The sequence below is a fragment of the Metabacillus litoralis genome, assembly GCF_003667825.1.
GTDB lineage: Bacteria > Bacillota > Bacilli > Bacillales > Bacillaceae > Metabacillus > Metabacillus litoralis_B.
Map to the genome: position 1 here is coordinate 3,447,424 of NZ_CP033043.1, position 14,397 is coordinate 3,461,820.

At 38.1% G+C, this 14,397-nt stretch carries 10 protein-coding genes; 2 read left to right on the plus strand and 8 right to left on the minus strand.

Features of this window, described 5'->3' with window-relative positions; translation table 11 throughout:
• Positions 1-107 precede the first annotated feature (107 nt).
• Complete coding sequence (locus tag D9842_RS17045; protein ID WP_121663532.1) at positions 108-956, plus strand: TetR/AcrR family transcriptional regulator; 849 nt, start codon at positions 108-110, stop codon at positions 954-956.
• A gap of 30 nt (positions 957-986) precedes the next feature.
• On the opposite strand, the gene D9842_RS17050 is transcribed toward D9842_RS17045, so the two are convergent.
• The 3 genes from D9842_RS17050 to cls all read right to left on the minus strand — a co-directional run bounded on the left by D9842_RS17050 (position 987) and on the right by cls (position 4,554).
• Positions 987-1,997, minus strand: a complete 1,011-nt coding sequence (locus tag D9842_RS17050) for a substrate-binding domain-containing protein (RefSeq protein WP_257535890.1) — start codon at positions 1,995-1,997, stop codon at positions 987-989.
• A gap of 80 nt (positions 1,998-2,077) precedes the next feature.
• Positions 2,078-3,025: a mannose-6-phosphate isomerase, class I gene (manA, locus tag D9842_RS17055; protein ID WP_121663533.1), complete on the minus strand. Its 948-nt coding sequence runs from the start codon at positions 3,023-3,025 to the stop codon at positions 2,078-2,080.
• A gap of 77 nt (positions 3,026-3,102) precedes the next feature.
• On the minus strand, positions 3,103-4,554 hold the full coding sequence (cls, locus tag D9842_RS17060; RefSeq protein ID WP_121663534.1) for a cardiolipin synthase: 1,452 nt from the start codon (positions 4,552-4,554) through the stop codon (positions 3,103-3,105).
• Positions 4,555-4,776: 222 nt separating this feature from the next.
• Here cls and D9842_RS17065 point away from each other — a divergent pair, with 222 nt between their 5' ends.
• Positions 4,777-6,069 carry an aminotransferase class I/II-fold pyridoxal phosphate-dependent enzyme gene (locus D9842_RS17065; RefSeq protein WP_121663535.1) on the plus strand — a complete coding sequence of 431 codons (1,293 nt, stop codon included), beginning with the start codon at positions 4,777-4,779 and terminating at the stop codon, positions 6,067-6,069.
• Positions 6,070-7,378: 1,309 nt separating this feature from the next.
• Here the strand turns inward: D9842_RS17065 and D9842_RS17070 are convergent.
• From D9842_RS17070 to D9842_RS17090, 5 genes are all read right to left on the minus strand, one after another.
• On the minus strand, positions 7,379-8,515 hold the full coding sequence (locus D9842_RS17070; protein WP_121663536.1) for a mannitol-1-phosphate 5-dehydrogenase: 1,137 nt from the start codon (positions 8,513-8,515) through the stop codon (positions 7,379-7,381).
• A 1-nt stretch (position 8,516) separates the two neighbouring features.
• Complete coding sequence (locus D9842_RS17075; RefSeq protein WP_121663537.1) at positions 8,517-8,948, minus strand: PTS mannitol transporter subunit IIA; 432 nt, start codon at positions 8,946-8,948, stop codon at positions 8,517-8,519.
• A complete protein-coding gene (locus tag D9842_RS17080) occupies positions 8,948-11,059 on the minus strand; it encodes a BglG family transcription antiterminator (RefSeq protein ID WP_121663538.1) in 2,112 nt (703 codons plus the stop codon). Before D9842_RS17080 ends, D9842_RS17075 begins: the two co-directional genes overlap by 1 nt.
• Before the next feature lie 514 nt (positions 11,060-11,573).
• A complete protein-coding gene (locus D9842_RS17085; protein ID WP_121663539.1) occupies positions 11,574-13,013 on the minus strand; it encodes a PTS mannitol transporter subunit IIBC in 1,440 nt (479 codons plus the stop codon).
• 399 nt (positions 13,014-13,412) lie between these two features.
• Positions 13,413-14,390 carry an HD-GYP domain-containing protein gene (locus tag D9842_RS17090; RefSeq protein WP_121663540.1) on the minus strand — a complete coding sequence of 326 codons (978 nt, stop codon included), beginning with the start codon at positions 14,388-14,390 and terminating at the stop codon, positions 13,413-13,415.
• Positions 14,391-14,397 lie beyond the last annotated feature (7 nt).

Genomic DNA, 14,397 nt, shown 5'->3' on the forward strand with positions numbered 1-14,397 from the left:
GTATAGATTTTTTTAAGCTTAATAAAGGCAAAAGTTCATACCTAGTTTCGATGTCTAGCTCCAGGCGCCATCGTCTCGAGGTTTCATAGTAAGGAGGTTAGGTCATAATGAAGGAAAAAGAAAAGAAAATTATTGAGGCCGCCGTTAGTATTTTTGCAACAAAAGGATATTCGGCTACATCGATTCAAGAAATTGTTGATGCTTGTGGCATTTCAAAAGGCGCCTTTTACTTATACTTTAAATCGAAGGATGCTCTACTACTTGCAGCATTCAAGTATCAGTTTCAATTAATTCAGTCTAAGGTCGATTCTGTACCAGTAAAAGATTTATCGCCTCGTGATGCATTTGTTCTTCAGCTAAAAACACAGCTAGAAGAAATTCAAAAAAACAAAGAATTTATTATTATGCAAACACGTGAACAAGCAATACCGATTAATTCTGAGATCGAGGACTTTATTAAAAAAATGTCTCAAAATATTGGGAGATTCTATCATAGATCTCTTCACGCAATTTATGGTCCAAAGATTAATCTCTATATTTTTGATTTAAATATGATTCTACAAGGAATTGTTCAATCGTATTTAAAACTAATCATTTTTGATTTAGGACAATTTGACCTTCATAAGTTGGCAGTCTTCGTTTTAAGACGAGCTGATGATTTAGTTGAAGGCTACTTAAAATCAGATGAGGAACCAATACTATCAGATGAATTCGTCTGTCAGTTAAACGAACAATACCCAGAGCTAACGAAGGATGATTTAATAAGAGAAATTTCACTCGTGAAAAAGAAGGTCGACAATGAAGCATTTCTCATCACACTCGATGTGATTGAAGAAGAAATAAACGAAGATTCACCGCGTTTACCCGTGATCAAGGGGATGTTAAGTAATATAAAAAATGATCCTGATTTAGAAGAACTAATTGCTATTATTGAACATTACTTTAAGCTAAAATAAAACAGGGATGAGCTATCCCTGTTTTATGATTTATTCCACTAGTTTCTTAACAGATTGACGATGGATCATTTTTCCTTTTACAGAAACCTGCTCCCATTGTCTTTCCTTATTCTTCAGTTTTGAAATCATTAAGTCCACTGCTGTTTTTGACATTTCTTCAATATCTACAGCCACTGTTGTTAGCTTAGGGTTTGTGATTTCTGCATAAATATCATTATCAAAACCAACTACAGAACAGTCTTCAGGTACTTTTATCCCTAGCGAATGAAATTTATTTATTAAATGATAAGCTACTTTGTCACAATTGCAAACAAATGCCGTCGGTAGTTTTTCAGGTAGCTGCAATTCAATCAAGTTTCCACGTTCATCACGATCATTGACTACATAATCTTGATTCAGCACAAGCTTATGCTCTAAAAGGGATTTATAATAACCTAAAAAACGATCTTGAATACTGCTTGTTGCATAAATATTCCCAATAAATCCTATTTCTGAATGTCCACACTGTATGAGATAATTTGTCATCTCATACATACCATAAAAATTATCTGTGATTACCGTATCTGCTTTTGCCTTTTCATTATAAAAATCGAGATACACAGTTGGAAAATCGATCTCATTTAATAGGTTTATATATTCATTACTGATTTGTCCTAAAATGAGCATGCCATCTACTTTTTGCTCATTATAAATCCTCGGTAAAACAAGCTGATCTTCATCATCAGTATTCAGAATATGAAGAATTCCACTATATTGGTATGAGTCAAGTGTTTTTGCAAGATGTTGATAAAATTTTAGATAGAAAGACTGTGTTTCAGTAGCAAAACGTTCAGGAATGATAACACCAATATTATAAGCCTGTCCTTCCTTCATTGCCTTTGCAAACGTATTGATTCGATAGCCCATCTCTTTCGCGGTTTCTTTTATTTTTTGCTTAAGCTCCTCGCCGACGCCTTCTTTATCGTTCAAGGCCTTTGAAACTGTAACACTACTTACACCTAATTTTGTAGCAATATCTCGCATTGTTATATGTTTCCCCAAAGATCCACCTCCACTTTTTTATAGATTAGAAAGTACCTAATTCATTTTCATAGAAAAAAGCCCCCTTAAGGGAGACTCACTTATGTATGCGACACAATTAGTTCAAGTGTACCATCTACGAGCATTTCTTTGGCATTTGCTGTTACTAGAAAATGGTCACCTCTTTGAACCGAAAGTGTTTCTTCCTTTGTTTTTACAAAACCTTGACCATTGATTACACTGCACAACAGAAAAGGTGCATCGTTTTTATGTATATATTCGCTAACAACATTCCACTTATAAACAGAAAAATACTCTTCTTCTACAAATGTCGTAATGACCGTTGAACCATGCTCTTCCTTATAAGGTTTTACTTGATTCACATCGTCGGGTACAGTTGTCACCTGAATAGCCTTTGATAAGTGAAGCTCTCTTTTCTCTCCATTTTGATCAACGCGATCATAATCGTATACACGGTAGGTAGTGTCAGAGCTTTGCTGCGTTTCCAACACAAGTGTTCCTTCACATAACGCATGAATAGTCCCGCTTGGAACATAAAAAAAGTCACCGGGCTTAATTTTTACTCTTCTTAACAAGTCCTCCCAACGACCAGAATGAATCATCGTGACCAGCTCTTCTTTTGTACGGGCATGATGGCCAAAAATCATTTCGGCCCCTTCTTTACAATCAATAATATACCAGCACTCTGTTTTGCCTAGTTCGCCATTTTCATGTTCTTTCGCATATGTATCATCCGGATGAACTTGTACACTTAAGTCTGCTTTAGCATCTAGTATTTTCGTTAATAGAGGAAAGCGATCGCCGCTTGTATGTCCAAAAAGCTCTTGGTGGTTGTCCCATAGCCAACTTAATTCCTTTCCTGCAAAGGGTCCATTTTGAACGGTACTATTTCCATTTGGGTGCGCACTAATTGCCCAACACTCCCCCGTATGCTCACTCGGAATATCGTACTGGAAGGAATCTCTTAATGTTGTTCCACCCCAAATACGTTCTTTAAAAACAGGCTTTAATTTCAGTAGCTCTACCACACAATTTCCTCCTTATCATACTAGTTCGTTATACATTCATTAAAAAACAGTCAAATAGTAAAAAGGGCTTAAATTCATTATAAGATAGGAGATAGCAATCTGGAAACAGATTCCTTAAATCGAATGGCCTTTGAACGTTGATGGTAAGCTTCCAAAGTATATTCCCGAGACTGCATAACATCATGTTGAAACTCTTCTGATAGTTTTCTAGCAATATTTTCATCATAAATAAAAGCATTTACTTCAAAATTCAGCTTAAAGCTTCTTACATCGATATTCGCTGTTCCAACAGAGGCTATTTCATTATCTACGACAATCATTTTGGCATGAATGAAACCATTGTCATATATGTACACCATCGCCCCTGAATTTAATAATTCGGCAACATATGAGAGAGTGGCCCAGTAGACAAATGGATGATCAGGCTTATTTGGAATCATAAGCTGCACTTCAATCCCTGATAAACAGGCTATCTTTAACGCATCAAGCAAGCTAGCATCAGGAATAAAATATGGTGTTTGAATGCAGACAGATTTTTTTGCGGTAGAAATCATCTTGATATAGCCATTTTTGATTTGTTCCCATTCAGAATCCGGACCACTCGTCACAATTTGCAGGCTGCTGTTCCCAACTGATATAACAGGTTCAGGAAAAAGCTTCTGTGAATAAGCAATCGTCCGCTTTTCTGTTGCTTGATTCCAATCAAGAATAAACCTTGCTTGAATCGCATGTACCGCCGTTCCTTGAATTCTTAAGTGTGTATCACGCCAGTAACCGAATGAAGGATCAAGACCTAAATATTCGTCACCCACATTAAAGCCACCTACATACCCTGTTTTACCATCAATAATAACAAGCTTCCGATGATTACGATAATTCAAGCGTAAATTAATCCATCTTAGCTTTGAAGGAAAGAACACCTCCACCTCACCTTCAGCAGCACGAAGCTCTTTGAAAAACGATTTTCTTAATCCTCTCGAGCCAAGATCATCATATAAAACTCTCACTTTAACACCTTGGGCTGCCTTCTTCGTTAAAGCCGCAATCAGCTTCTTACCAAGTTCTCCGTTTTTCAAAATATAATATTGTAAATGAATGTGATCGGTCGCCTCTTCAATATCTTTGAACAGCTGAGCAAACTTCTCATTTCCATCCGTGAAAATATCAACAGAGTTATCTTCTGTTAACACCGCATCATTGTTAATAACCTGCATATTAATTAACTGCTTATGCTGCTTGGCCGTTTCACTCTGAAAAGCAAATGTATTTTTACGAATTTCTTCAAGCTGAGTGGCCAATAGCTTTTCAATTCCAAGCTTTTTCCTGTCTTCCCATTGAAACATGTGGTATCGACTTAAATTTTGACCAAAAAGCAGATAAAGCACAAATCCTAAAACCGGAATAAAAAAGAGAACAAGCAACCACGCCCATGAAGACGGCGCATCTCTTCTTTCTCTAAAAATCATCACAATCGCAAATAAAATATTTAAAACGATAATAAAACCAAGTAATATTGATACAATATTCATGTAAATTCCTCTCATCCACAACTGATCTTTTCACAATTAGTATATCGTGAACCGATGGTAAATGTTGTATGTTTTATCGTTTATTTTCTTCAAATAAAGAAAAGTCTAAGAAATTTCAATTTAAAGTGTAATAACCACTGTGAGAACAACCCTCACTATGTTAAAATACTTCTTAATGAATTTTCAAAATATTATTTCCCATAGAGGTGAAAAGATAGGATCATGAATGAATTAGCACAAGCTTTAAACCAAGCAATCAAAGAAGATAATGAACATGTCTATAATATGTTATCCCAGCTTGGAAAGGAAATGTTCTATCCAAAGGGAATTTTAAGTCAATCAGCTGAAGCAGGCAAAAAAGCTCACCGCTTCAACGCAACAATTGGAATTGCAACAGAAGGCAATCAACCAATGCATTTCAATCACTTGCAAAACCTTTTTGGAGATCGTGTAGCACCAAAAGACTTGTATCCATATGCACCACCACAAGGGAAAGAAGAATTACGAAAAGTTTGGAAAGAAAAAATCCTAAAGGATAACCCAAGTGTAAACAGTGAGGTAGTTGGTTCTCCAATTGTTACAAACGCATTAACACACGGTTTAAGCATTGTTGCTGACTTATTCGCTGATGAAGGCACTCCGGTCATTGTGCCTGATAAATTCTGGGGTAACTACAACTTAACATTTAAAGTACGCCGCGGTGCAAATGTTGTCACTTTCCCATTATTTAATGAAGAAAACGCCTTTAATACAGCAGCATTAAAAGAAACAATTGCTGCTCAAAAATCAGCAGGCAAAGTCATTGTTCTTTTAAACTTCCCGAACAACCCAACTGGTTACACACCACTTGAGTCGGAAGCAAAAGAAATTGCAGCAGTGTTAACAGAAGCAGCTGAAGAAGGCTTAAATGTTGTTGTCTTAATCGACGATGCTTATTTTGGCTTATTCTATGAAGAGTCTATGAAAGAATCCATTTTCAGCTACTTAGCAGATGCTCACGAACGCATTCTTGCTGTAAAAGTTGACGGTGCAACAAAAGAAAACTATGTATGGGGCTTCCGTGTTGGATTTATCACATACGCAAGCAAAAGTGCCGCGATCTTAAACGCACTTGAGCAAAAAACAAAAGGGTTAATCAGAGGAACAATCTCTAGCAGCTCTCACCCATCTCAAACACTGATTCTACAATCACTAAAATCAAATGAATTTGCTGTAGAAAAAGAACAAAAATTTGCACTGATGAAAAGCCGTGCGGATAAAACAAAAGAAGTTCTGGCAAAAGAAGAATACCAAAAATACTGGACTTACTATCCATTCAACTCTGGCTACTTCATGTGCCTAAAACTTAACGGAATTGACGCCGAAGAACTCCGCCTACACCTACTAGACAAATACGGAGTAGGAACCATCTCAATCAACTCAACAGACCTTCGCATCGCCTTCTCATGCGTTGAAGCCGATGACATCGAAGAACTATTTGATTTGATTGCACAAGGAGCTGCGGATTTGGCGTAGGTTTGACTGGTGCCTGTCACCGCCCGAAGTTTGTCGAAGAAACCCTCACATCCTAGATTGGATAGGTGAGGGTTTTTTTGTGCCTGTTTTGAAGCATAGATACATTGTATTCGGAATTTCTAAGGTATAACATGTTCGAACAGGTTCCTGTCACGATACCCTCCGAATCGGGACAGAAATTCACTCATAGCACTAGTGTTTGTCCCGATATCCCCTGTATCGGGACAGAAATCCACTCATAGCACTAGTGTTTGTCCCAATACCCCCTGTATCGGGACAGAAATCCACTCATAGCACTAGTGTTTGTCCCGATACCCCCTGTATCGGGACAGAAATCTACTCATGGCACTGGCGTTTGTCCCGATACCCCCTGTATCGGGACAGAAATCTACTCATAGCACTGGCGTTTGTCCTGATACCCTCTGTATCGGGACAGAAATCTACTCATGGCACTGGCGTTTGTCCCGATACCCTCCGAATCGGGACAGAAATCCACTCATGGCTCTGGCGTTTGTCCCGATATCCTCCGAATCGGGACAGAAATCTACTCATAGCACTAGTGTTTGTCCCAATTCCCCCTGTATCGGGACAGATATCTACTCATGGCACTGGCGTTTGTCCCGATTCCCCCTGTATCGGGACAGAAATCTACTCATAGCTCGGGCGTTTGTCCCGATACCCTCCGAATCGGGACAGAAATCTACTCATAGCACTAGCGTTTGTCCAAATACCCTCCGAATCGGGACAGAAATCTACTCATAGCTCTGGCGTTTGTCCAAATACCCCCTGTATCGGGACAGAAATCTACTCATAGCACTAGCGTTTGTCCCAATACCCCCTGTATCGGGACAGAAATCTACTCATGGCACTGGCGTTTGTCCAGATACCCTCCGAATCGGGACAGAAATTCACTCATAGCTCTGGCGTTTGTCCAGATACACCCTGAATCAGGACAGAAATTCACTCATAGCACTAGTGTTTGTCCCGATTCCCCCTGTATCGGGACAGAAATCTACTCATGGCACTGGCGTTTGTCCCGATACCCCCTGAATCAGGACAGAAATCTACTCATAGCTCTGGCGTTTGTCCCAATACCCCCTGTATCGGGACAGAAATCTACTTATGGCACTGGCGTTTGTCCCGATACCCTCCTAATTGAGACAGGAATCTTAAGAATTCGGAAGTTCTGGCCCAAGATTCAGCGAATCTATCAACTTCAATTAAAAGTCTATCATTCGACAAGAATAGACATCCCCCAAAGGCAAAAAAGTGCCGCCCTCGTTGTGGCGACACTTCACATAATACACGATTAAAATTTCTCCGCTACCTTCTCAACCAATGGGTGATCGATAGGTAAGCCTGCAACTTCACTAAATGCAGCTGCTGCACCTTTTTCTTCTACCTTTTGGTTCAGCTCTAATGATTCCTGATCTTCTTGTGATACAAATTGTAATGCCGCTGCCATAACCTTTACAAGGTGTTCTGGCACTTCATTGAATTCATGTAGGTATTCTAATGCTGGTGCCACAAGACGGTCTTTTGGTCCAAGCTTACGAATTGGTGCTCTTCCAACACGCTGAACATCATCGACAATATATGGGTTAGCAAAGCGTCCAATGATTTTCTCAATGTACGTTTGATGTTGATCGGCATCAAAGCGGTATTTAGACACTAACACCTTACCTGTTTCACCAAGTGTTCTTAACACATCTTTCTTCACGTCTTCCTTCGCAATCGTTTCAGCAATGGTGTTAAGTCCAGCCAAGTTTCCTAAATAAGCAGTTGCAGCATGCCCTGTGTTGACCGTGAATAGCTTACGCTCAATATAAGCTGAAAGATTTTCAACGAAAAGTGCTTCCTCAATTTTCGGCTGTACACCCTTGATTTGTGTAGCATCAATCACCCATTCATGGAATGGTTCAACAAGGACATCTAAAAGACGTTCGTTGTTTTGATTTGGTACGATACGATCTACTGCAGAGTTCGGGAAGCCGATATGTTCTTCCACCCATGCTTGTTCTTCTTCATTCAGCTTTTCTAACACATGCTTTTTAAGCTCACTACTGCCACCAACCATATTTTCACAAGCAATGACGTTAAGTGCTGCCCCACCGATTTCCTTACGTTTTTTCAAGCCTTCTGCAATTAAAGGGGCCACAAATTTTAAAATATGTGGACCAACCGCAGTTGTTACGATATCAGCTGTAGAGATTGATTCCACAACTGCATCTGGAGATTGCTGACTGTTAATGCCTGAAACTCCTTCAACCAAAGTTTCCTGCTTTTCTTCGTTTGCAAGCATCACACGGTAAGATTTCTCTTGATTTAATTCATTGATCAACGCTTCATTTACATCAACAAATTCAACTGAATAGCCTGACTGATGAAGAAGAAGGCCGATGAAGCCGCGTCCGATATTACCGGCACCAAAGTGAGTCGCCTTCAAATTAGTTCACCTCGCTAAGAAGTTGAAGTATTTCCTCTTTCGTTTGTGCTTGAACAAGTTTTTCAACATTTTCTTCTTCAGAAAGAACAATGGCAATCTTAGAAAGAATGTCTAAGTGCTCGTCGCCTTTACCTGCAATTCCGATTAGAAGTTTTACTGTGTTACCATTACCGAAGTCAACCCCACCAGGTACTTGAATAACTGATAATCCTGAGTTAAGAACAGCTGATTTTGCTTCTTCTGTTCCGTGCGGAATGGCAACAAAGTTACCCATGAACGTTGAAGATAATTCTTCTCTTTGTAACATGGCTTCGATATAAGCTGGCTCTACATATCCTTTGTCTACTAAGATCTGACCTGTTGCTTTAATTGCCTCTGTTTTATCGCTATATTGTTGATTTAATATTATGTTTTCTTGGTTTAAAATACTCATTAATAAACACTCCTTAAGTTTTGAACAAAGTTTGAAAAATATTTTTGACTAATATATTGAATAAGACTACTTTTCGCAGCCGTTTCAAACATGGTAATACTTTCTAATGATTCAATAATGCTAGCACTGATAAAGCTCATAATCTCCAAATCCTCAGCATCTGCATGTTCAGGTGCAATGAGTAAAAGAATTCTTGAAACCTCAAGCATTTCATTGTCCATCGCACGTAAAGTGACCGAGCGCTGGAGGTTAAGTACATGAAAGCCAGGTCGGACAACTGTCTCGCTTCTAGCATGGAATAAGGCTAGTTTTGTTTCAGGTATTGCTAGCCCACCAACATGCTCACGCAGTAGCAAAGCTTCCACAATATCGTTTTCATTATGAACGAATCCTTTATCTTTTAACCTCTGACTAACAGGTGCTAGGATTGACCTTAATTGTTCTGTATTTTCTATATCAAACACTTCTAATTCCTCTAAAAGTTTTAGTAAAATGTGTGACTTACCAGTAAACTCTTGGTACTGCTCGAAGGTTAATGTTAACTTTTCTTCGTCTTCCTTTACCTCATAGAAGCTTGAACCTGTTGCTATTTCTAGCCCTTTTTCCTCAATATAATCTTTTATCTTATGTAATTCATCTGCTGTTAAAATTGGGCTAACAAGTAAGTAATCACTTGAAATGTCTTCTATAGGAATTGTAGATAAAATAAGATCATATTCACTAACATTAATATCTCTCAATTCAAATGCTGATATGTTTCTAAGCTCTGCAATATGCGGAAATTGATTATTAATCTGTGTGGCAAGCATTTTTGATGTTCCTATACCACTTGAGCAGATAATTAACGCCTTTAATTTTTTTGCGTTTTTTCGTTTATTTAGGGCTGCCCCAAAGTGCAACACTAGGTATCCAACTTCTTCATCCGGGACTTTTTCAAACGGCAAAGTTACACTTACAGCTTGTTGAAGAACTTGAAAAAGCTCCTGGTAATCTCGTTTAATTTCTTGAAGAAGTGGATTTGTAATTTTCATCCCCTGCTTTAACCGATAAACAGCAGGCTGAAGATGGGCTATCAAGCCTTGAAAAAGAGATTGATCATGCTTTAATCCTTTATCAGTAAGCTTTTCAACCTGCTCAATTAACCTTTGAACAAGATAGGCAATCCCGAAATTTTCATCCTGGATATCCATCTTACCTTCAAATCGAAGCTTTGCGCCTCTTAAATGCATCGTAATATACCCTTTTTCATCTTCAGGTATGTCGATACTAAAGGTTTCTTCAAGCTTCATCGCAATTTCATTTGCAAAAGCAAACTCACGGGATTCCTTCAGCTGATCAAGATATTCGCCCTTTATTGTGATGTTCTCACCACGCTGAATTCGTTCAATCGCAAGCGCAAGGTGAACAACTAACCCAACGTATGAGCTGTCGGCTAATGGATATGGCAAGCGTGAATTAATCGTATTAATTAGATTTTCTATTATAATGAGTTTTTCTTTTTGAACGAGACCCAGCAGTCGCTCTGAAATGGAATCAATTTTATTTGAAGATTTTCTTTCAATGTTTTCCCGGACCATTCGTAAAAAGTCAGGAACATCAAACCGGTTGGAAATCAAGCTAGTGATCGCCTTCCGCTTTGCTTCCTCCGCTCCGGTTAGCTCTATTCCATAACCTCTTCTTCGAATTAAGTTCAACCCATATTCCTGTACAAAAGGCTCTAATTTATCAAGATCATGACTAATTGTTGCGGTTGTGACGCCAAGATCGTTTGCCAATGATTGAAGTTTCATTGGCTGCTGATGATCTAATAATGTACAAAGTGCCACCATCATTCGTTCGTCAGGTGTGTATTCCTTATAATCCTGCTTTTGAATCGATATTCTTAATTCATGAAGACTACTTTCATCTCCAATAATCTTAATACCAATCCCAGCTCGTTTTACCAACTCAAGCTTGAAGTCTTGTAACACAGACTCAATATTTTTCAGATCTCTATGAATCGTTCTTTCACTTACATCAATTAAGTCAGCAAGCTCCTTAATTGTCACTTCCTGATTAGCTTCTTCAATTAAATATTGAAGAATAAGACGCTCCCTAGCGGAAACAATCATTCCCCATCAACTCGTTTCAACATGAGTTATTGACATAGTTTAATTATAAATGTGACTAGTATGTAGGTTCAAAAGATAGAAATAGCAATTTTTTCAGATATGATGATGACATTATTTAATTAGTGAATGAAAACCTGTTTCTATTTACCTTTCCCAACTTCGTATTGCGACATACAGCTTGAAAAGTGCTGTTTATTTGTGATTTTGGCGTGGTTATTTAGAATTATTTAAACTTTTCTGCGGTCTCTGAATGTCTTATCTTCGATTATTGAAATTTATCTTCGATTTTGAAGGTTTTATCTTCGATTATCCAAGTTTATCTTCGATTCTGAAGGTTTTATCTTCGATTCTGAAGGTTTTATCTTCGATTATCCAAATTTATCCTCGATTCTGAAGGTTTTATCTCCGATTAGACAATTTCCGACAACTTTCGCGACGCGCCACCCCGCCCCAACAGTTCACACCTTAAAATATAAAAAGGATGCGCTACCCAAAGTAGTCGCATCCTCCCTTATTATTTCAACTTCTCAACAATCTCATCATATTTCGGGCTGTTTAAGAAATTATCAACTGATACGTGATAAGCAGTTGGTAACTTCGCTTTTGCACGGTCTGTTAAGTCTTTGTGAGAAATAACGATATCTGCATCAGCTGGGATGTTGTTGATTGAAGTGTTTGAAACGTCAACACCTTCAATGTCTGCCTTTTTCACTTTATTTCTTAAGATTGAGGCACCCATCGCACTTGAACCCATACCTGCGTCACATGCGAAGATGACTTTTTTCACATTGGCAAAATCAAATTCTTCAGTCGAAGTTGCTTCAACTGCTACTTCAGCGCCTGTTAAGTTACCACTTACAGAGCTCTTTTTACCTTTCATTGCTTCCATTTTTGCAGTTGCTTCTGTTAGATCTTCTTCTGTTTGCTTGCTTGTTTTTAAGATTAGAGAAGCTACTAAGAATGATACCGCTGCTGCTACAATTACACCTAGAAGTACACCTACATAGTTACCTTTTGGCGTCATTGCAAGTAAGGCAATGATACTACCAGGTGAAGGACTTGCTACTAAACCTGCATTGAAGATTGAGAATGTGAATACACCACTAATACCACCAGCGATTGCTGCAAGAATTAACATAGGCTTCATTAAGATGTACGGGAAGTAAATCTCGTGAATACCACCTAGGAAGTGAATAATTACTGCACCAGGAGCTGTTTGTTTTGCAGTCCCTCTTCCAAAGAACATATAAGCTAAAAGAATACCTAAACCAGGACCAGGGTTTGTTTCAAGTAAGAATAAAATTGATTTTCCAGCACTTGCTGCTTGCTCAATACCAATTGGACTTAAAATACCATGGTTAATTGCATTGTTTAGGAATAAAACTTTTGCCGGCTCGATGAAAATACTTGCTAATGGAAGTAATCCTGCATCGAAAATGGCTTGAACTGCACCCGCTAAGACTCTGTTTAAACCTTCAACAACTGGACCAATACCCACTAATGCTGCTAGGGTTAAAATCGCACCTAAAATACCAGCTGAGAAGTTGTTTACTAACATTTCAAATCCTTGACGTACTTTGTCTTTTAAAAGTCCGTCTACTTTTTTGATTAAGTATCCACCAAGTGGACCCATAATCATTGCACCTAAGAACATTGGGATTTCAGAACCAACGATAACCCCCATCGTAGCAGTAGCACCAACCACACCACCGCGTACGTCATAAATCATCTTACCACCTGTGTATCCGATTAATAGAGGTAGAAGATATGTGATCATTGGACCAACCAATGCTGCTAATGTTTCGTTTGGCGCCCAACCTGTAGGAATGAATAAAGCTGTAATAATACCCCATGCAATAAATGCACCTATATTTGGCATAATCATGCCACTTAAATAACTACCAAAACGTTGGACCTTAACGCGAAAATCACCTTTGTTTTGATTTGTTTCCATTTATGTCACCTCTTTTTAGAATGTGTTGTTTTCTTCATGTCTTAATAATAAAGCGATTACAACGACAAAACAATTTAAACTAAACTCGATTTTGTCTGACACAATGTTGACAGAATTAATTTTGGAAAGAGTTGTTATTGGTTTGTCAATAGCTAATATTGTCGAAAACACTTTATTCTATTAACACTTTTCAAATTTTTTTCATTAACAAAGAAGCGAATCTGATAAAATTCTATCAGGTTCACTTCTTTGAAAACGCAATATTTTATATTATTAACAAACATCCATCTCTTTTTGAACTTTCTTATTTTCATGAAACAATTCCCCTCTTTCTTGCGTTATATAATTTTTTGCAAGCCAAAAAAAGCCCAGAGTCTACGTGTGACTCTGAGCTTTCCACTAATTAATAACTTTTGATATTAAAACAGAAGGATTTTCTGCAAGATTCAATTCTTTACCACTATCTAAAAAGCGAATAACTGGTCGTTGTAAATGATTTTTTATTCCGATCACAATCGCCTGCTCACCTGTATATAGTTCCACTTTTGTACCAGGTAGATAAGAAGGAACACTGTTCACAAATGCCTGAACTACTTTGTGAGAATATTCATCATCACTTTTAGTCATAATCAATTCTAACGCTTCATGTGGAGGAAGTTTTTGATTTGAAAGCATATGATCATACAAGTTTGCTATCCCACAAATTTGTGGAAATTCTAGTACTTCTTTGTCCTTAAGTCCCCTAGGGTAGCCTTTTCCATTTAATAGCTCATGATGTTGAAACGCAACATGGGCAGATAATAAACTAATTTCGCGACTTTCCTTAATTACCTCAAAGCCTTTTGCAGGATGTTCTGTTTCTTGATCTGTTATAGCCTTTCCGATATCATGAAGCAACGCTCCAATGGCAAGATCTCTTAACTGAACAGGAGAATAACTCATTTTCTTTGATATTTGTAAACATAACAATGCCACGTTTACTGAGTGAGCATATTTTTCCAATCCTTCTGAAATAGAGGTTGTTGGGATTAAAATGATCGTTTTAAGAGCATTTACTTCTTGGATAAGAGTCATGGCAGCCTTTTGAATAGCTACGACATTTAATCTTTTTCCTTTTTTCACATCTTCAAATGCTTCTTGCACAACAGCAATAATATCCATCCAAGTTGGCATGTCCAGCATTTCATCTAATGTAATTCCATATGACTCAGCATCTTCTACCACAAGGGTTGTTACTCCAATTTCTTTAATACGTTCCAAATAGTTAGGGTGAATCGTACGTCCTGCTGCTAAAAGGATCCGTCTCATCCGATCATAAACAGGCATCGCCAATTGCATGGCCTGTGGGTTGTAATCCTCTATATCAATAAATCTCATGATATCC